This is a genomic window from Pseudemcibacter aquimaris, assembly GCF_028869115.1.
GTDB classification, from domain to species: domain Bacteria; phylum Pseudomonadota; class Alphaproteobacteria; order Sphingomonadales; family Emcibacteraceae; genus Pseudemcibacter; species Pseudemcibacter aquimaris.
The window spans coordinates 488,102-509,301 of sequence record NZ_CP079800.1 but is presented as its reverse complement, the minus strand read 5'-3'; the positions used below and the strand labels follow the sequence as shown (position 1 = coordinate 509,301).

The 21,200-nt window shown below is 43.2% G+C and carries 15 protein-coding genes; 4 read left to right on the top strand and 11 right to left on the bottom strand.

Annotated features, from left to right (window positions below; genetic code table 11):
• Positions 1-56: 56 nt before the first annotated feature.
• Complete coding sequence (locus KW060_RS02390; RefSeq protein ID WP_249036974.1) at positions 57-623, bottom strand: DUF721 domain-containing protein; 567 nt, start codon at positions 621-623, stop codon at positions 57-59.
• Between the two features lie 147 nt (positions 624-770).
• Here KW060_RS02390 and mutY point away from each other — a divergent pair, with 147 nt between their 5' ends.
• Genes mutY through KW060_RS02375 form a run of 3 tightly spaced genes read left to right on the top strand, consistent with a single transcriptional unit; the run spans position 771 to position 2,863 of the window.
• Positions 771-1,868, top strand: a complete 1,098-nt coding sequence (mutY, locus tag KW060_RS02385) for an A/G-specific adenine glycosylase (RefSeq protein WP_249036975.1) — start codon at positions 771-773, stop codon at positions 1,866-1,868.
• Between the two features lies 1 nt (position 1,869).
• A complete protein-coding gene (locus KW060_RS02380; RefSeq protein ID WP_249036976.1) occupies positions 1,870-2,472 on the top strand; it encodes a glutathione S-transferase family protein in 603 nt (200 codons plus the stop codon).
• A gap of 1 nt (position 2,473) precedes the next feature.
• Positions 2,474-2,863, top strand: a complete 390-nt coding sequence (locus tag KW060_RS02375) for a GFA family protein (protein ID WP_249036977.1) — start codon at positions 2,474-2,476, stop codon at positions 2,861-2,863.
• Here the strand turns inward: KW060_RS02375 and KW060_RS02370 are convergent.
• From KW060_RS02370 to coxB, 9 genes are all read right to left on the bottom strand, one after another.
• Entirely contained in the window at positions 2,856-4,115 is a 1,260-nt protein-coding gene (locus tag KW060_RS02370; RefSeq protein ID WP_249036978.1) for a M16 family metallopeptidase, read from the bottom strand. The two genes, KW060_RS02375 and KW060_RS02370, sit on opposite strands and share 8 nt — an antisense overlap.
• Positions 4,112-5,500: a threonine synthase gene (gene thrC, locus KW060_RS02365; protein WP_249036979.1), complete on the bottom strand. Its 1,389-nt coding sequence runs from the start codon at positions 5,498-5,500 to the stop codon at positions 4,112-4,114. Before thrC ends, KW060_RS02370 begins: the two co-directional genes overlap by 4 nt.
• 75 nt (positions 5,501-5,575) lie before the next feature.
• Positions 5,576-6,286 carry an SURF1 family protein gene (locus KW060_RS02360; protein ID WP_249036980.1) on the bottom strand — a complete coding sequence of 237 codons (711 nt, stop codon included), beginning with the start codon at positions 6,284-6,286 and terminating at the stop codon, positions 5,576-5,578.
• A gap of 1 nt (position 6,287) precedes the next feature.
• On the bottom strand, positions 6,288-6,689 hold the full coding sequence (locus KW060_RS02355) for a DUF983 domain-containing protein (protein ID WP_249036981.1): 402 nt from the start codon (positions 6,687-6,689) through the stop codon (positions 6,288-6,290).
• A 5-nt stretch (positions 6,690-6,694) separates the two neighbouring features.
• On the bottom strand, positions 6,695-7,492 hold the full coding sequence (locus tag KW060_RS02350) for a cytochrome c oxidase subunit 3 (RefSeq protein ID WP_249036982.1): 798 nt from the start codon (positions 7,490-7,492) through the stop codon (positions 6,695-6,697).
• A 27-nt stretch (positions 7,493-7,519) separates the two neighbouring features.
• Positions 7,520-8,080, bottom strand: a complete 561-nt coding sequence (locus KW060_RS02345) for a cytochrome c oxidase assembly protein (RefSeq protein WP_249036983.1) — start codon at positions 8,078-8,080, stop codon at positions 7,520-7,522.
• Positions 8,081-8,202: 122 nt separating this feature from the next.
• The gene (locus tag KW060_RS02340) at positions 8,203-9,132 is read right to left on the bottom strand and encodes a heme o synthase (protein ID WP_249036984.1); all 930 of its coding nucleotides are present in this window, start codon (positions 9,130-9,132) and stop codon (positions 8,203-8,205) included.
• A 63-nt stretch (positions 9,133-9,195) separates the two neighbouring features.
• On the bottom strand, positions 9,196-10,833 hold the full coding sequence (gene ctaD, locus KW060_RS02335) for a cytochrome c oxidase subunit I (RefSeq protein WP_249036985.1): 1,638 nt from the start codon (positions 10,831-10,833) through the stop codon (positions 9,196-9,198).
• Between the two features lie 14 nt (positions 10,834-10,847).
• Positions 10,848-11,708: a cytochrome c oxidase subunit II gene (gene coxB, locus KW060_RS02330; protein ID WP_249036986.1), complete on the bottom strand. Its 861-nt coding sequence runs from the start codon at positions 11,706-11,708 to the stop codon at positions 10,848-10,850.
• Positions 11,709-12,061: 353 nt separating this feature from the next.
• On the opposite strand from coxB, the gene tldD reads away from it, so the two are divergent.
• Positions 12,062-13,507 carry a metalloprotease TldD gene (gene tldD, locus KW060_RS02325; RefSeq protein WP_249036987.1) on the top strand — a complete coding sequence of 482 codons (1,446 nt, stop codon included), beginning with the start codon at positions 12,062-12,064 and terminating at the stop codon, positions 13,505-13,507.
• 100 nt (positions 13,508-13,607) lie between these two features.
• Here tldD and KW060_RS02320 read toward each other — a convergent pair whose 3' ends face one another.
• Positions 13,608-21,137 carry an autotransporter domain-containing protein gene (locus tag KW060_RS02320; RefSeq protein WP_249036988.1) on the bottom strand — a complete coding sequence of 2,510 codons (7,530 nt, stop codon included), beginning with the start codon at positions 21,135-21,137 and terminating at the stop codon, positions 13,608-13,610.
• Positions 21,138-21,200: the final 63 nt, after the last annotated feature.

Genomic DNA, 21,200 nt, shown 5'->3' with positions numbered 1-21,200 from the left:
AAGTTCGACAAATCAAGTGTCGAATGTAAGAAAATCCAATTTTGTCTTTAAAATATTTATTTCGTTTTCGTGCTGCCCATGCCTCTTCTGGTGAAACGCTTGGCCTGCTTTGGTTTTTTGCGTTCTTGCTGTCCTAGAATCTCTGCACCGACTTTATATAAACTTTTACGAAGTTCATCATCTTTTACATCTTTTAACGTCATTTCCAGCGCATTTTTTTGAGAATCGGAAAGAATCGGCTCACTATATTTAGTAGCCACATCCTGTTTTTCCACATTTCCATGGTGAAATACCAACCGGTCAACGGCTTTAAACCCGAAATAAGAATTGATTCGGTCAATCACCAAATGTTCAAGGTGCTGCATCTCGAGTGCGTAACTGCCCTCAACACGGATGTGAAGCGTTCCGACATTATTCGCATTTTCTTCTTGTGATTTTGGCCTGACTAATCGTTGTGGAATACTTGATTTTGAGAGCACTGGCCCCACAATTTCCGCCCAATGCATATGAATGTCGCTTTTCGCAAAACCAAACCGACGAAAAGCGCGTCCTTGAATCCCTTGCGCAAGTTCGGCAATGGATAATGTCTTATATGTTCTTTTAATTTTCTTTTCGTCTGACATAGAGGGATAATACCCTTAATTTTCCACACAGGATATAAAAATTGCCTTAAAAATAAGACCTTAATCATTTCTATTACAGAATAGTTTCTGGAAAAGGCCCCTCTATATTGTATAGTTCCAAATAAGAATCACTTAAACAGGGTGGAAATGAACTCCATTGCCGAAATAACAGATAAAAAGCCCGAATTCGTGGATGCGCTTCTTGACTGGTATGACCATAATGCCAGAACCTTGCCATGGCGTATTTCCCCCGAAGCAAAACGTGGCGGCATCAAACCGGACCCTTATCACGTATGGCTTAGCGAGATCATGTTGCAACAAACCACTGTTGCAACCGTAAAATCCTATTTTGAAAAATTCATGGAAAAATGGCCGACGCTTGAAAAATTAGCAGAAGCGGATCTTGATGACGTTCTAACCGAATGGGCCGGGCTTGGATATTATGCAAGAGCAAGAAATCTTTATAAATGTGCACGCACCATTCATGATGACCTTGGCGGCAACTTTCCCAAAACCAATGATGAACTGTTAAAATTACCGGGTATCGGTGTCTATACCGCAGCGGCCATTAGTTCCATTGCCTATGATATTCCGGAAACCGTCGTCGACGGAAATGTTGAACGCGTCCTTTCAAGGTTATGTCAAATTGAAACCCCACTACCGGATTCGCGCCCGGAAATCAGGGGGCATGCAGAAATATTAACCCCAGATTATCGTCCAGGTGATTATGCACAGGCCTTAATGGATCTTGGTGCAACCATCTGCACACCCAAATCACCAAAATGTGGAAGTTGCCCTTTACAAGAAGACTGTCTTGCGCGCAAAAATGATCTTGTAGCTGATCTTCCGAGGCGTAAAAATAAAAAAGAAAAAGAAACCAGACGCGGATATGTTTTCTGGGCCGAGTATGATGGCAAGGTTTGGTTAAGACGAAGACCAGAAAAAGGATTGCTCGGTGGCATGATGGAAGTGCCATCGGATGAATGGGCACCAAGCAACAGCTGGCAAAATATTCCAACACCACGCATTCCGATCATTGCAAACTGGAAATTGCTGCCGGGTGTTGTGCGCCATACTTTTACCCATTTTCATCTGGAACTTAAGGTCGTCAAACTGCAGCTTGAAGAAATGATCAACCTGCAGGAAGGGGAATGGTGCGATATTGATAAACAAGATCAATATGCGCTGCCCACTGTAATGAAAAAAGTATTTAACCACGTCGGACAACCATTATTGGATTTATAAAATGTTGATACTCCATGACAATATTGAATCAGGTAACGCCTATAAAGTAAGACTTTTATTATCATTACTGGGTAAAGAATATAAATGCATCCAGTATGATGTTGTAAACGGTGAAACCCGCACACCGGAATATCTAGCGAACATCAATAAAAATGGACGTATTCCTGTCCTTGAATTTGAAGACGGTAGATGCCTGCCGGAATCAAACGCCATTCTTTATTATATGGCAAAAGGGACAAAATATTTTCCTGATGATGACTGGGAACAAGCCAAGGTCATGGAATGGATGTGTTTCGAACAATATTCACATGAACCATTTGTCGCTGTGGCTAAGTTCATCCTGACCATGTTACCAAAAGACACACCACGTCGCGCGGAAATTCCAACGCTTCATGAAAAGGGATATGCCGCGCTTCAAATTATGGAAGATCATTTAAGCGAGCATAAATGGTTGGTTGGTGAACATATGTCCATCGCGGATATTGCCCTTTATGCCTATACCCATAAAGCACATATGGGTGATTTTGATATGTCACGTTTCAAAGCCATTGAAAAGTGGTGCAAAAATATTGAAGCCGAACCCAATTACATAAAGATGTTTTAACATGATCCATAAAGCAAAATGCCTATGTGGAGCCATTGAAATAGAAGCCACGGGCGAGCCAAACTATGCAGAATATTGTCATTGCAATATGTGTCAGAAATCATCTGGTTCCAGCTTTATGGTATGGGTGGTTTTTGATAAAGAAAATGTGCGTGTTACAAAAGGCGACATTAAAAAATATCAATCCAGTGCGGCCCTCGCCCGCGGGTTTTGTGAAAATTGCGGATCAAACGTTTCTATCCATACTGATAAATGTTTTGATTTACCAATTGGGGTTCTTGAAAACCCGGATGACATCGAAATCACGCAACATATCTGGTCAAGCGGTGCGCTTAAACATGTGAAGTTGGATGATGATTTGCCGAAATATGAAAAAGACGCGCCTAACTAAAAAAGGCCGATACCTTATCATAAGGGTCAATATTCATAAGCGGGCCAATCGCGCCAAAGCTTAAATCACTTTTTGAAAGAAATCTTTCCGTGACGCGTTTGATTTGTGCTGCGTCAACAGCTTCGATTTTCTCGATGATTTCTTCTCTTGGAATATGACGATTAAAAATCATTTGCTGACGGCCAAGTTGTTCCATGCGGCTGGTTGTGTTTTCAAGCGACATTAAAATGCCTGCTTTTAATTGTGCCTTGGCACGCATAATTTCCTGATCAGCAATATGATCTGCCATCTTTTTAAATTCTGTCGCCACAACAGGGATTAATTCCGCCGTTTGGTCAGGTCCCGTACCCGCGTGAATTCCAAATGTACCGCCATCAACATATGAAATATTGTATGAATAAATGGAATAAACCAGACCACGTTTTTCTCTTACCTCTTGGAATAGACGTGATGACATGCCGCCACCGAAAATCATCGACATGACTTGTGCCGCGTAATAATCAGGATCGTCGTAAGACACCCCTTCAAACCCGAAAAGCAAGTTTACTTGTTCCAGTTCCTTTGAAACGCGTTTATCGCCACCAACATATTTAGCGGTATTTTTTTCGTAATCACGAACGGCAGCAAATGATGAGAAACCCTTCTCCACCATTTTTACAAAATCATCATGATCAAGGTTACCGGCACCGACCACGGCCATTGTATCAAACCGGTAGTGCCCTTTCATATAACGGTTAAGGTCATCACGGCTATAGGCATTGACGAGATCAGTTGTTCCAAGAATGGGGCGTCCGAGCGGTTGATCAGGATAAGCAGCATCTTGCATCAAATCAAAAATGATATCATCCGGCGTGTCTTCGGCTTGGCCGATTTCCTGAATAATGACGCCGCGTTCACGTTCAAGTTCATCCTGTTCAAAAGTGGAATTTTGCAGAATATCCCCAAGCATATCAACGCCAAGCGCCAAATCATCTTTTAATAGGCGTGCATAATAGGTTGTCTGTTCACGGGATGTATAAGCGTTGAGATAACCACCAACATTTTCAATTTCTTCCGCGATATCAAGCGCACTTCTGCGATCAGTCCCTTTAAACGCCATATGTTCCAGCATATGCGAAAGACCATTTTCCGATGCAGATTCAAATCGACTGCCTACATCAACCCATGTGCCCACCGTCACTGTTTCCACATGTGGCATGTGATCCGTTACAACACGAAGTCCATTATTTAATGTGGTGGAGCGGACGCTCATAAATTTTCCAGAATATATTTTTTAAGCTGTTCCAGATCATTCGAAAGAACATCAAATTTTTCTTCACGGTCAAAAAGATCAGCCATATGCGCCGGAAGTTCCGGATGAATTCCAGTTACTTCTTTCACAGCATCCGGGAATTTTGCCGGATGGGCCGTGCTTAATGTCACCATAGGTGTTTTCTTATCAGCCCAATTTTCACGGGCTGCTTTAACACCAACCGCAGTATGCGGATCGATTAAATGACCGCCATTTTCAAACACGTCAGCGATTGCTTTTTTGGTTTCATCTTCAGAAACGCGCATGGCAACAAATGATTCTTTTGCTTTCTCAAGCTGCGCTTCACCAATATTGAACTGGCCGCTTTGTTTTAAGTTTTCCATCAGATTGCGAATGGCCGCGCCATCACCATCATAAATGTTGAACAGTAATCTTTCAAAGTTACTGGAAACCTGGATATCCATGCTCGGGCTGATGGTTGGGATTGTTTCACCAACTTTATATTCACCACCATTGATAGTACGCGATAAAATATCATTCACGTTTGTTGCCACTACAAGCTGTTCAATCGGAAGACCCATTTGTTTCGCGATATAGCCGGCATAAACATCACCGAAATTCCCGGTTGGTACACTGAATGAAACCTTTTTATCAGGTGCGCCAAGAGCAATGGCAGATGTAAAGTAGTAAACGATCTGCGCCATCACACGGGCCCAGTTGATGCTGTTCACTGCGGATAGGTTAATCTGATCACGGAATTCAAGATCATTAAAGAGCGCCTTCACAAGTGCCTGACAATTATCAAAATCGCCCTCAATCGCGATGTTATGCACGTTGCCTTCAATCACTGTGGTCATTTGGCGACGTTGAACATCGGACACGCGTCCTTTTGGATGCAGCATAAAGATATTGGCGCTATCACGGCCACGGACACAATCAATCGCCGCCGAACCCGTATCACCGGATGTTGCACCAACGATCGTGATTTTTTCGCCGCGTTTGGTCAGTACATAATTAAATAAATGGCCAAGAAGCTGAAGCGCAACGTCCTTAAACGCAAGTGTTGGCCCATGGAATAATTCAAGGATCCATTCATTGTTATCAACCTGACCCAGTGGCACAACCGCATCATGGCGGAATGTTGAATATGCTTTTTCAATTAATCCTTTAAAATCATCTTCTGGAATTTCAGGACAAACAAAAGGTGACATTACCTTAAATGCGATATCCTGATATCGCATTCCTTGCATTTCAGCAATTTCATCACTTGAAAATGTCGGCCATGTTTCCGGCAGATAAAGACCGCCATCACGCGCCAGTCCGGTTAATAGAACTTCTTCAAATGTTAATTCAGGTGCTTCACCACGTGTACTTATATATTTCACTGATTTGTCCTTCAGATTTAAATTTCGCAACAGACATTAGCGATATGTAAATTTCTTTCAAGCTTTTCTGTAGAATTACTGTTCTTTTTTACGGATATGGGCAATCAAATAAATAACAATCAATACAATCGATAGTCCATACCATGTCATTGCATAATCAAGATGATTATTCACAATGTTAAATTCCGTTCTTCCGGCAACCGGGAAACCATTATCCGAATCGATTTTGTCGGCATAAAGGAACATCGGGAAATAGGCATTAATTCCCATATGCATGGCCATACCATTAACATCCCCATAAAACCACATATTGCCGGCCGGATCATTTTCCGGACCATACCATAATTTTTCCCATGGCTTTCTAAGTAACCCTATGATGGTCACTTCACCATCCACCAATGTTTCCGGCCTTACGTTTTGATCTTTGATTTGTTCAGGAACCCATCCACGATTGATTATAATACTGCGTCCATCGGTTAACTTTAACGGGGCGTACAAGTCATATCCCGGCTCCCCATTTGGACCAACGCTATACATGGTGACTTCCGCAGCATTATCGTACCTACCCGTAACCGTCACATGTAGATATTCAAGCTCATCCTGATCCGCCATCCCTTGTGGCAATTCAACCGGTTCGCTTGTTGCACGTGCCTCAATTTTTGAAATTAGGTCTAATTTCCAATCAAGTCGTTCAACCTGCCAATTGCCCAGCAACAGTAAACAAACAAGAATAGGTAAAGTGATGATGGTCGGCCATAGCCGTGGTTTAAATGTATAGGAAGACATATTATGTATCCTGGTCGGTATCCTTATTGACGAGCTGCCCTTCTCTTGCATTATAGCTATATTGCATTGCAATAATAAATGCTTTCATCGGGCGTAACATCCAAATTGATCCACCAATAATCATAGGGCCCCATAAAATAGCATGTAACCATAATGGCGGTTCATAAATCACTTCAACCAGTAAAGCAAAACCCACCACAATAAAGCCAAGAATTAAAATAATGAAAACGGCGGGGCCATCACCCTTTTCAAATTCTGCGTAATCAAGATCACACACTTTACACCCTTCCGCGAATTCAAGAATACCGTTAAATAGTTTTCCTTTTCCGCATCTAGGACAACGACACCCCAGCCCCGCTTTTATTGGCGAGACTGGGGTGTCAGAATTTGAATAATCAGACAAGTGTCTTAACCTGTAATTCCTACGTAGATGCAGAAGAATAGTACGAGCCACACAACGTCAACGAAGTGCCAGTACCAAGCTGCTGCTTCAAATCCAAAGTGGTGATCAGGTTTAAAGTGACCTTTAATACCACGGAACAGATTTACGCACAGGAAGATTGTACCAATTAGAACGTGGAAACCGTGGAAACCGGTCGCCATGTAGAATGTTGAACTGTAGATACCATCAGCAAAACCGAATGTTGCATGGCTGTATTCGTATGCCTGAACACCCGTAAATAAACCGCCAAGTAATACAGTATATAATAGCATTTGAATGAACATCTTACGGTCACCTTCAACAAGTGAATGGTGAGCCCATGTTACCGTACAACCAGAAAGAAGAAGGATCAGAGTATTCACTAGCGGCAGATGCCATGGATCAAGTGTTTCAACACCTTCTGGCGGCCATACAAAACCAACAGCTTCTACTGGGAAGATGCTTGCATTAAAATATGCCCAGAACCATGCTACGAAGAACATTACTTCTGAAATAATGAACAGGAACATACCATAACGAAGACCAAGCTGTACGATTGGCTTATGGTGTCCTTCATGTTCACCTTCACGGATAACGTCACCCCACCAGCTGTATGCACCGAATAGTGTTGCTAGCAGACCAACCGCAAATAACCATGGGCTTTCAAAGTGCATGTAAATTACAGCACCAAAGAATAATACGAATGCTGATAATGAGCATACAATTGGCCATGGACTTGGATCAACCAAGTGGTAATTATGATTTGGAGCATGTGAATCTGACATAAATGATTCCTTACTTTTCTAGTTTAATTATTCAAATTGTTTATTGTAATCGTCTACTGGGAAAAAAGTATATGATAGGGTCAATTCTTTAATTTCATCCACATCTTCGTCTTCAACGAATTCTGGATCAATGTAAAAACTGATTGCCATATCAACTTCTTCGCCAGGTTGTAATGTTTGTTCTGTAAAACAGAAACATTCAATCTTATTAAAATAATATGCCGTTTTAAATGGCGTAACATTATATGTTGCGACACCCGTGATCGGCTTATCACTTTCGTTAATAGCTTTATAAAAAACGAGCGCCTCTTCGCCGACTTTAACTTTTACACGGCGCTGCACAGGTTTAAATTTCCACGGAAGATTTCCGTTAATATCGGAATTGAAAAGCACTGTAACTTCACGGTCAAGAATTACATCCGGTGCATATTCAGCCTGATTTGTTGTTCCGCCGATCCCTGTTACCTGACATAGCATCTGATAAAGTGGTACGGACGCTGCCACAAGGATCGCCATACCGAAAACGATACCGAGCGTTAAAATCAGTGTCTTTGTATGAACATTACTCTGGTTAGCAGGTACAGACATATTTAAATAACCTCTAACTTAACCAAAGTGATAATAAAAAACAGGAACACAAGCCCGCCCAGCACGGCTGCTAGTGCAAAATTGCGACCTTTTCTTTTTTTATGCTCTTCATGAAGTGGCATTTATAATACCCTCCCGATCAAGTTTTCAATCCCAAGTACCGCGAATAATGCAAACAGATAAAAGACAGAAAAGAAAAAGACTTTCTTTGCCTTTGCTGCATTTTCATCAACAGATACTTTATCCGTATAAAGCGCAAAAGATAACCAAATGAACATACCGCCAAGCAGTGCTGCCGTCGCACCGTAAAAGACACCGGCAAAACCGAAATACCAAGGCAAGATGCTTACTGGCACCATCGCAAGCGTATAAAGCATAATTTGTGTTTTGGTCGCTTTTTCACCGCTGACAACCGGCAACATCGGAATGCCTGCATTTTCATAATCTTTACAGGCAAAAAGTGATAGCGCCCAAAAATGTGGCGGTGTCCACATAAAAATAATAGCAAATAGTGTAATGCTTTCGATACTAACATCACCAGTAACCGCAGCCCAAGCCACCATCGGTGGGAACGCACCAGACGCACCACCGATCACGATGTTTTGTGCTGTACGGCGCTTAAGCCACATTGTGTAAACCACAACATAAAACAGAATCGTAACAGTAAGCAGTACCGCCGACATAACATTAACCATTAATCCCATAATAAGAACGGAACCAACAGCCAGTGCTACACCAAAATGCAGTGCAGACGTTGCATCAATTTTCCCAGCAGGGATTGGACGGCTCGCTGTGCGTTTCATTTTCGCATCAACGTCTGCTTCGTACCACATGTTAAGACAGCCCGAAGCACCCGCAGCAACCGCAATACAAAGAATTGCAGTAAATCCAATCACAGGGTGAATTTCACCCGGTGCAACCAAAAGACCAATAAAAGCTGTAAAAATAACAAGAGACATCACCCGCGGTTTAAGCAGGCTAAAATAATCACCCGCAGTCGGCAGATAATAATCCGTCATTTCCTGTTCGTTTGTGATTTCCATGTTACTCATAATTCTATTTGGCTTCTATCAGGTAAAACTGCCGGGCTTCGTTAAAAGCCCGGCAAATTAAAATTATTTAATTCGTGGCAATTCATTGAATTGGTGGAATGGTGGTGGTGAAGATAACGTCCACTCTAGTGTGGTCGCTGCTTCGCCCCATTGGTTATCACCAACACGTTCTTTTGAACGAAGTGTCATCCAGATACCGATGAAGAAGAACACCAGACCAACTGCCATAATGCCATATCCAACTGATGACCAGAAGTTCCATAGCGCATATGCATCAGGATAATCAGGAATACGACGTGGCATACCAGCTAACCCAAGGAAATGCTGCGGGAAGAAGATCACGTTAACACCGATGAATGTAAGCCAGAAGTGAATCTTGGATACAAGCTGCGGGTAAGGTTTACCACTGATTTTGCCAATCCAGTAATACCAGCCAGCATAAATCGAGAATAGCGCACCCATTGACATTGTGTAATGGAAGTGAGCCACAACATAATATGTATCATGCATTGATTGGTCCACACCGGCGTTCGCAAGTACAACACCTGTTACACCACCGATGGTGAATAGGAAAATCATACCGATCGCAAATAGCATAGGTGTTTCGAAGCGGATTGAACCACCCCACATTGTACCAAGCCATGAGAAAATCTTAATACCTGTTGGTACCGCAATAACCATGGTTGCAGCAGTAAAGTATGCTTTAGTATCAACGTCCATACCAACAGTGAACATATGGTGAGCCCACACGATGAAGCCAACTACACCAATCGCAACCATCGCATATGCCATACCAAGGTAACCAAAGATCGGCTTGTTAGAGAATGTTGAAACAACATGACTGATAAGACCAAAACCAGGAAGGATAAGAATATACACTTCTGGGTGACCAAAGAACCAGAATAAATGCTGATAAAGAATTGGGTCACCACCACCTGATGGGTCAAAGAATGCAGTACCAAAGTTACGGTCTGTCAGAAGCATGGTGATCGCACCAGCAAGAACAGGAAGCGCAAGAAGAAGCAGGAACACTGTTACAAGAACTGACCACACAAATAGTGGCATCTTGTGAAGTGTCATGCCTGGGGCACGCATGTTAAAGATTGTACAAATAAAGTTGATCGCACCCATAATCGATGACGCACCAGCAACGTGAAGCGAGAAGATCGCAAGATCCATCGCCGGTCCAGGCTGACCACTTGTTGAAAGCGGTGCGTAAACGGTCCAACCGCCACCAACACCAGTTTGTCCCGGAGGTCCTTCAAACACTGTTGAAAGAACAAGCAGTAATAGAGCTGCAGGAAGCAACCAGAATGAAATGTTATTCATACGTGGGAAAGCCATGTCTGGCGCACCGATCATGATCGGAACAAACCAGTTACCGAAACCACCGATAAGCGCAGGCATAACCATGAAGAAAACCATGATAAGACCGTGAGCTGTAATCAGCACGTTAAAGTAATGATATGCCGCATCAACATCACCACCTTTTAACATCGGTAGGAAGTCCATGCCCGGATACATTAATTCCGCACGCATAAGTCCAGAGAAAATACCGCCAATAACGCCGGCTACGATCGCAAAGATAAGGTAAAGTGTACCAATATCTTTATGGTTTGTTGAAAGCATCCAACGACGCCACCCCGTAGGAGTGTGATGATCGTCATGATGGCCGTCAGCTGTGTGTGCATCGTTACTCATGTAAGATTCTCCAATTATTCTGTTACGTCAGCAGACGCGAACTGCTGTGTACGTGGTGCATCTACAGATGCATATTCTTCTTTAGCCCACTCTAGCCACTCTGCATATTCAGCTTCGGATACAACCTCAACCATGATCGGCATAAAGCCGTGGCGGATACCGCAAAGTTCTGAACACTGGCCGTAGTAAAGACCTTCTTTTGTTGCTTTAAACCATGTCTCGTTCAAAAGGCCAGGTACCGCATCGATTTTCGCACCGAATGCTGGGATGGTCCAAGCGTGGATCACGTCGGTCGCTGTTACTTGCATACGAATAACCTTGTTTACCGGCACAACAACTTTTGTATCTGTACCAAGAAGACGAGGATGTCCTGCCGCTGCAGCTTCTTCATCCGTTAACATGATAGAATCGAACATAATTTCTTCGTGATCAGGATATTCATATGACCAGTACCACTGGTTACCGATCGCCTTAACAGTCACATCCGCTTCTGGAAGGACGTCCTGATTGTAAAGAAGTCTGAATGATGGCACCGCAATCACAACAAGGATCAGAACCGGAACAGCTGTCCAAACGATCTCAAGCAAAGTGTTGTGCGTTGTTTTTGATGCCACAGGATTAGATTTGGCGTTAAACTTAATAAGAATGTAAGCCAAAATCGCAGTCACGAATATAGTGATTGCAGTAATAATCCAAAGCAGAAGATTATGGAAAGCGATAGTTTCTTCCATAATCGGTGACGCAGCTTCCATAAAACCAAGCTGGCCTGGCGCGGCACTATAAAGTCCGTCTTCAGCTGCGACAGCAGAGAAGATCGAACCCACAAATGTTGCTAGCATTGCAGCAATCATCAAATATGTTTTCTTGAACAACATGTTCCTCTTTACCCCTTAAATACGGATATGAACGATTATTTTGACGTAAAATGTATGCGAAAAGAGCTCTTTATAAATATATAAAGATGTTCCCCTTCCTCCACATCAAACGACCTTCGGGTGAGTTTATACCAGAATTTTGATCTAGCTCAAGTCTACAAGTGCAAAAAATATTATTATTTTTGCCCCTTTGATCTATATCAATTGAATAGTTACGCCCCTTTAGCCATACCACAGTTGTAGAATCATTCTCAAAACCGCTCTTTTTCTATGCTTGAAATACAATAAACAAATGGATATTACTGATTTTGTCTATATAATATTCCCAAAAATTACGAAGTATATAAACACCTATGACCATAATTTCAGACGAAAATTCTCACTTTTTTGCAGAATCTAGCGATGATTCTGATATTTCATCATTAGAGACACAGCGCATTGTCGATGAAGCCTTGCATGGCATGGATGACGGCGAACTATATTTACAATATTCGCAATCTGAAACTTTCTCATTTGATGATGGCAGGCTAAAAAATGCCGCATATGATACGTCAAAGGGTTTTGGATTAAGAAGTATACTGGGCGAAGTCACCGGATTCGCACATTCTTCGGAAATAAATAAAGAATCACTTAAACGTGCGGCAGACACAGTCAGTAGTATTAAGTCAGGTTCAGGCGGCACACTTGCCATTCCACCGATCCGAACTAACAAAAAACTATATAGCGACGAAAACCCGCTTGGGGGTGTAGCATTCAAAGATAAAATCAGACTTCTTGAAGAAATTGATGAATATGCCCGTTCTAGAGATCCAAAAGTTTGCCAAGTCAGCTGTTCAATAGCGGGTGAATGGCAAGTCGTTGAAATTATCAGACCTGGTGGTCATCGCGTTCAAGATATCAGACCGCTCGTCAGGTTAAATGTCAGCGTCGTTGCAAAAGACGGGGACCGCATGGAAAGCGGTTACGAAGGCGCAGGTGGAAGATACACATACACCGAACTCTTATCCGAAGAAAACTGGAAAAGACAAACCGATGATGCCATCAGACAAGCAATATTAAATCTGGATAGCGTTCCTGCCCCAGCTGGTGAAATGGATGTTGTTCTTGGGCCAGGATGGCCCGGCGTCCTTCTTCATGAAGCCATCGGACATGGCCTTGAGGGCGACTTCAACCGCAAAGGGACGTCTGCCTTTGCTGGTCTTATGGGTGAACAAATCGCTGCAAAAGGCGTAACAGTTGTTGATGACGGCACTCTAGAAAACCGCCGCGGTTCATTAAGTATTGACGACGAAGGCACGTCGACCAATTGCACAACGTTAATTGAGGACGGCATTCTTGTTGGATATATGCAAGACCGCATGAATGCCCGCCTTATGGGTGTGGAATCAACCGGCAACGGAAGACGCCAAAGTTATGCACACCAACCCATGCCACGCATGACCAATACATATATGTTAAGTGGCGATCAATCACCTGAAGAAATTTTGGCTGGTGTTAAAGACGGCCTTTATGCCGTTAATTTTGGGGGTGGTCAGGTTGATATTACCAACGGTAAATTTGTTTTCAGCTGTACTGAAGCCTATAAGGTAAAGAACGGTAAAATTGATGCACCCGTTAAAGGGGCGACACTGATCGGCAATGGACCTGATGCTCTAAAACGCATTACCGCAATTGGTAATGACCTCAAACTTGATAATGGTGTTGGAATTTGCGGCAAAGCCGGACAATCTGTTCCAGTTGGTGTCGGGCAACCTACGCTTCGCTTAAACGGTATTACTGTGGGCGGCACAGATTTTTAATAAGCTTTAATATATAAATCTAATTTCAATCACATTATAATTTTTCCATAAAAAAAGCCGACCCAATGGGTCGGCTTTCTTCTTATTATTTTCTAGTCTATTAGAACTTAACTCTAAATGTTGCTTGACCGTTATGGCTTGTATAGCCACTTGCAAAGTCACCATTATATCCAACGTTAATTGAGATATTTTCTGAAGTCTGAATATTCAAGCCTGCACCGACAGTACCCATCCAGCGGGATTTATCGTTACCAATTGACAAGAATGTTGCAGTACCACTTGTGAAGCGTGATGTCACATTAACACCGTTATCCAGCAGGTCGTATGACATATGTGCTTCAACATATGGTGTAATGGTTGAGCTATCTGAACCAGTGATTGTTGGTACAAATCTACCGCCCACACTTGCCTTTAATGTTTCTAGTGAATGCTCAAGCACTGTCAGTGATAAATTACCTGCTCCTGTTTCAGAGTATGTATCAACATCGATTTTACCATAGTGCAAGCTCACAATTGGAGTAAATGAACCATTGTCACCAAAGGCAAATCTATGACCCATGTCAGCTTTCGCATGAACTTGTGAGCCAGAGTAATCACCCATTGCTGTGGCAGCATATGATCCCACTTGAATTCTACGAGAGCTTTCATAATCACTGTCACCGTAACCCGCAATCACACCAATGTATGCATTACCGATATTCTTACGTGCGTAACCCGCGATTTGCTTCGTTTCAACCTCTAGTCTGCCACCAGTAAAGCTACCTTCGCCATCAACAGTTGTTTCAGCGAATGAAGCCGCGATTCCGACACGCATATCATCGAAATCTTTATCGAAACCGAATGCTACTCCGTAATCTTTGGATTTAAAGCCATCGACACCAAGACGAGTTTTCTGTCTATCACTTCCGCCAAATGGTCTTACCCATAGATTGTTACCAGGATCAATATCAACACCAATTTGTCCGCTGATGATACCAGCAAAATTCATGATGCTTTCTTCACCCATACGAAGGTCAGCACCTGGCATTACTGATTGAAGTGTATCAACTGCATCTTCACGATCACCTGCATCAGAAATATCATTCAACGCACTAATCAGGTCACCGACCTCATCATCTCCCATATTTTCATCAACCAAATCATCAACAGCATCAGCCACGTCAAGTGTTGGTGCAGATGCATTTGGTGTCAGCACTGTTTCAACTTCGTTCAGTGTCGCGATAAGGTCAACATTACCGTCTGCATCTTCTACCGCTTCGAAGGTATACATTACGTTGTCATTTAGATCATCAACCATAATGTCACCAGATAATACATCCGTTGCATCAATTACATCTTGATATGTTGTTGTCGCTGCAAACGGAAGATTATCCGCTGATACCTGAAGGCTATCATTTGCTGATAGATCAGCATTTCCGCCTACAGTCATTTGACCATGATCCGTACCATCGATACCGATATTAACCGTACCATCACCCACTTGAGTATAATCACCTGTTACATCAAGTGTTTCATTGGCAGGAATTGTTACCGTGCCGGAGTTAGTGATGGACGCAGAACTGAAGCTACCGCCATTCATTTCGATATTCGCACCAGCTGCAACATTAACATCACCGATTGTTGTTGTTTGACCAAAGTCACCAGCAACCATCAGGTTACCCATATTAACATTCATTGTGCCAAAACCATCAACAGATGTTGCACCACTTAGGTCAGCGTTAATGTTAAATGTACCAGCTGCGCCACCTGTAATGGCGCCAACGATATTGCCACCATCAACAGTCAATGTGCCGTCATTCATCATAACATCGCCGTTAATCATACCAGCAGATGTAACATCACCAGCACCCATTGAGATATCACCATTAATGATACCCGAAGCGTTGTTCACTACATTTACACCCGCTGCGGCATTATCAATCAAGATCGCATCGCCGCCGTTACCATTGATGGTACCGGAGTTATCAATGTCACCAGTAATGTCACTTGTTCCATCAACATATATGGCTGTTGAACCGGTAATAACACCGCCAGCCATATTCATAACACCACCAGAGATATCAGATGTTGCAAGCACTTCGATCGCTCTTCCTGCGCCGCCATCAATGACACCGCCATCTTCGTTCGTAATACCACCAGAAATATCAGATGGATCATCTACTGAGATACCAGCATCACCACCGAATATTGTTCCGCTGTTTGTTACACCACCAGAGATATCTGAAGTGTTTGTTACGTAGATACCATAATGTCCGCCAGAAATTGTTCCGCTATTGTTAATGCCACCTGAAATATCAGAAGAGGACGTAACACGAATACCAGCAGAGCTAACATCGATCATGCCTGTATTTATGACACCGCCTTCAATATCTGAAGTGCTGCTTACGACAACGCCTGAGCTTCCGTCGCTAATCGTACCATGATTTGAAACAGCGCCGGTTACAGTACTTCCTGATTCAATGTGAATAGCAATATCAGCATTAATCGTACCGCCAGCAGCGTTCGTAACGCTGTCGACAATGGAACGACCATCAATATTGATACCGGATTCTGCATTAATATAACCACTGTTAACAATGCCGCCAGTTACAGTAGAACTTGATGTGTAAATACCATTAAACCTGGCACTGATTGTACCGACATTGGTGTTTACAATACCGCCCTCGACGTTTGAACTGCTTGTTACCGCAATACCAACTTCAGCATCAATGTAGCCAGCATTGGTAATCGCGCCTGTAACACGACTTCCAGAATCGATCTGAATACCTGTGCTATAGGCTGTGATATCACCGCCAGCTGCGTTCGTGATAAAGTCTACTGTTGATCCATCATCAATTTCAATTGCATCATTATCAGAACTAACAATCGTACCATGGTTTGTAATACCGCCAGTCAGAATTGAACCATCATCAAGTTTAATCGCTTCATTCGTTGCTGAAATTGTACCAGTAACTTGGTTTACAATACCGCCATGCAATTCTGAAGGATCAGGATCACCAATTAGTGCCGCTTCCGGAGCAAGTGATGCTGGGGGTGGCGGAGGAGGAGGTGGCGGAAGAATGACACCGCCCTCAGTATCCATATAGATACCATAAGAACCCTTAATCAAACCGCTATTGGTAATACCGCCATTAACAACGGAACCATTAGTAATCCAGATCGCATTGCTGCTACCAGAAATCGTGCCGCCAGCAAGGTTATTGATACCGCCGGAAATCGTTGAAGGTGTCCCTTCGATATCAGATTCTAGCTTGATACCATGGCTATTCATACCAATGATTTTACCACTGTTGGTAATGCCGCCAGTTACGCTTGATGCGGATTCAATTTCGATACCGGTTGAGTAACCTTGGATCGTACCGCTGTTAGTGATACCACCAGTAACTGATGCACCATCTTCAAGATCGATACCCTGTCCAGATGTAGTCGCAGAAATTAGACCAGTATTAATAATACCACCAGATTCTGCATTACCCACCATTGAACCGTTACGGATATTAATACCGCCACTTTCACCAATAATGTCACCATGGTTGGTAATGGCGCCAGTAACCGTTGATGTATCATCCATATCGATACCAGCAGAGTAACCATCAATCAGGCCACTTTCCGTATTCAGGATAAAGTCAACCGAACCTTCAGTATCAAGTTGGATTGCATCATTATCAGTTGAAATAATATCACCACTGTTTGTGATACCGCCCGTTACTGATGAATTGCTAGCAACTCTGATCGCAGAGCTTGATGCACTAATTGTTGCAGATGCATTATTGGTAATGCCGTTTGTTACGACTGAAGATCCTTCAACGTCGATGGCATAGTCATCGCCATAAATCTTACCATTATTAACAATACCGCCAAGTACTTCTGATGAAGATGCAATTCTAATTGCCGCATCACCAGAAGGTGCAGAAATTGTACCGTTATTTGTAATCGCACCGGTGATTGTTGCTGTATCCTCAATCAGGATCGCTGCATCCCAAGACGATGAACCTGTAATGAAGATATTGCCATGGTTGGTGATGAAATCCACTGATGATTCGTCATCAACGTAAATTGCATGTTCTTCAGCATTAATATTACCGCTGTTGGTAATACCGCCAGTTACTGTTGAGCCGTCATTAATCTTAATGGCTGTATTCGTTGCACTGATTGTCGCGCTTACTGCATTTGCAATACCGCCAGTGATACTTGAAACACCACCTTCTGAATCTGTATCAACATAAATACCGCGATCATCACCAAAGATCGTACCCGTATTATTAATACCGCCGCTAACTGTTGAACCATCTCTAATTTCGATACCAGTTGAATATGCGTCGATTGTACCACTGTTATTAATACCGTATCCGGATGCGTTACTGATACCGGATTCGTTATCAACAACAATACCAGAATCATCTTCTGAACGGATTAAACCAGAGTTTGTAATACCATTTAGAACATCTGAACTTCTATTAATTACAATTGATGCACCTTCAGTATCGATTGTGCCATGGTTCGCGATACCGCCTTGAACCTGTGAACTATCTTCGATCTTGATACCGACACCTTCGGTATCGATTGTGCCGTAGTTGGTAATTGCACCAGTAACAGTTGAACTGCTATCAACTCTGATACCAGTTGCACTGTTATAGTCCGGTGTATAAATCACACCGCTTTCAGCGTTCGTAATGAAATCAACCGTTGATTCATCGCGAATACTAATTGCCGCACCTGATTCCGCCTCAATACGACCACTGTTTGTGATGCCGCCTGTGATTGACGCGCCATCATCAATTGAAATTGCTGTATCTGTCGCAGAAATTGTTGCACCAAGCGCATTATTGATACCACCCGTGATAGATGATCCCGTTGTATGACTACTTAGCGGAATACCTTCAAGGTCATTACTTAAACGAATACCGTAACGGTCACCTGTAATATCACCATAGTTCGTAACACCACCCGTGATGGAACCGCCATTGCTCACGAAGATACCAGCTGTATCGCCGTCAATTTCACCACCCACTTGGTTCATAATACCGCCAGCAACCGTTGTTGGGTTACCTTCGATATCGGTGCCATCTACGCGGATTGCATGATCACCTTCGATACGACCACTGTTATTGATGCCACCTGTGATTGACCCTTGTCTTGAAACATAAATACCTTGATCATCACCGGAAATCGTACCCGCGTTTGTGATGCTGCCAACAGTAGTTCCAGAACCACTTATATCGATCCCATTGTCTAATGTGCCTCGAATCATACCGCCTTCAGCATTAATGATACTTGTTACGGATGAACCATCTACTGAACCACTTTCGATAACGATACCTGAAGTACCGGAAATCATGCCACCTTCTGCATTAGTGATTGTACCAACCGATGATCCTCTTACGCTAACTGCCATCGACACACTAGAAGTAATTGTACCGCTGTTGGTGATGCCGCCATTCACTGTTGAGCTATCTATGAATAATGCTGTGCTATTCGCATCAATATCACCGGTATTAAGGATACCGCCATTTATTTCACTTCCTTCGCGTAAAACTATACCATATCGCGCCGGGTTTGATGGCGCTGTACCGTAAGAACCGATTGTCCCATGGTTTGTAACACCACCAGTAACAGTGGACGCATTACTAATGAATAATCCAGCAGAATCCCCGTGAATTGCACCACCAATATTATTCACAATACCGCCAGAAATTGAGGATGACGAATCAACCACAATAGCGCGGTAACCTGTGATCAATCCTGAGTTCGTAATACCACCAGAAACATCACCGCTACTATCCACATAAAGTGCTGTATGCGTACTACCTGCGTTGATTACACCTGAGTTTGTTAACCCACCAGAAAGATCACCACCCATCACAGAAATATCCGCAGAAATCGTGCCTGTGTTAGAAATCCCAGCATTTGTCACGCCCGAGCCAACAACAATATCTCTTACAAGAGCTGGGCCTGTTTGGTTAACAAGAGTACCGTCATAAATATTGATCTCGCCATCTGCAAAACCGTTTAGGTTTAAGCCACCTGCGTTATTAGTAACCGTTGTATCCGCATCAATACCAATTGAACCAAAACCAGAAACCGTACCAGATACGCCAGATGCACCAGCCGCACCGTCAGCAAATACAAATTCGCCACCATGGCCAGTAACGTTTCCTTCAACAGTACCACCCTCGGCGCGATAATCACCTGTACCCATTGTGACATTACCTTCGATGTCACCACCAGTTTTGTTTGTAACACCAACATCGGAACCAGATGTACCACCATCAATCAGAATTGCATTATCCGCACTTTCCGGATTAATTGCCTGGATTGAACCGCTATTGATAATTGTTCCCGTTACATCAGAAGAGGTACTGATATAAATTCCAGGACCTGTACCACCCGAAATAGCGCCGCCAGCTTCGTTGATAATATCACCATCAATTGTTGAGCTTTGCGCCACAACAATACCGGCTTCACCATCAATCGTGCCGCGGTTAACAATATCGCCATCCATTGTTGAACCACCGCCAAATGAAATACCAGATCTTTCACCAACGATTAATCCTGAGTTATCAATATTTCCGATGATCGCACCACCTTCAACATCGATACCGATATCGGCTAATCTAGTGCCGTCATCAATATTATGGCCAACACCAATTGAACCGCCAACCGCATTGGTAATCGCATTACCGACAGGATTACCTTCGATATCTGCCGTCCCAACACTTGAACCAGCCGTTACAATAATACCAGCAAGATCACCGTAAATTTCACCGCCTGTTTGGTTATTGATGCTACCAATATTTGAACCCATCGCAGTTCCAACACCAACCATACCATAGATATCACCAGCATTTGTGATGCCTTCTGTAACTTCGGAACCAAACAACACAGAAACACCGCCTGCAAATGGTCCGCTATCACCACCGGCAATCGTGCCGCCAGCACTATTTGTGATGCTATTCACTGAAGCATCACCAGCGAGCAATACGGCTACACCTTCCGGATCATTAACCGCAATGCGGCCCGCGTTATTAATTGCACCTGTAACACCAGAACCAGATGCCACAACAATACCGTGCTCGGAACCAGCAATAACGCCACTGGAATGATTAACAATATCACCCGCAACTTGACCATCTTCTACGATAGCCATACCAGATTCACCGTTCGCGATCACACCAGAGTTAACAATATCACCATCAATCTGACCACCTGCAACAAGCACACCAGTTTTTGTCGACAGAATCGAACCTGAACCCACATTGTTAATAGCAACACCAGTGTTAGGACCAGTCGTTGGCGCAACAATAGAGCCACCTTCCAGAACGTTAACACCTGTATCAGACATAATCAGCCCGGTATTCGATACGCCACCATTGACAGTACCGCTTTCGATACTAATGCCGTACATTGATGCATTAATTGTTCCAGTATTTACGATACCGTTTGAAATCGAACTTGTTGATCCATCCATATAGATACCAACAACACCACCAATGGTGCCGTAGTTCTCAATACCGCCAGAAATTGATGCTTCATCAACATAAATACCGTTATAAACACCGCTTGGACCTGTATTAATATTTCCGTTGTTCACCACACCACCGGAAATATCACCACCAGAAATTACAGCCACCGCATAAAAACCGCTAATCGTACCGCTGGAATTATTGGCTATACCGCCTGAAATATCACCTGA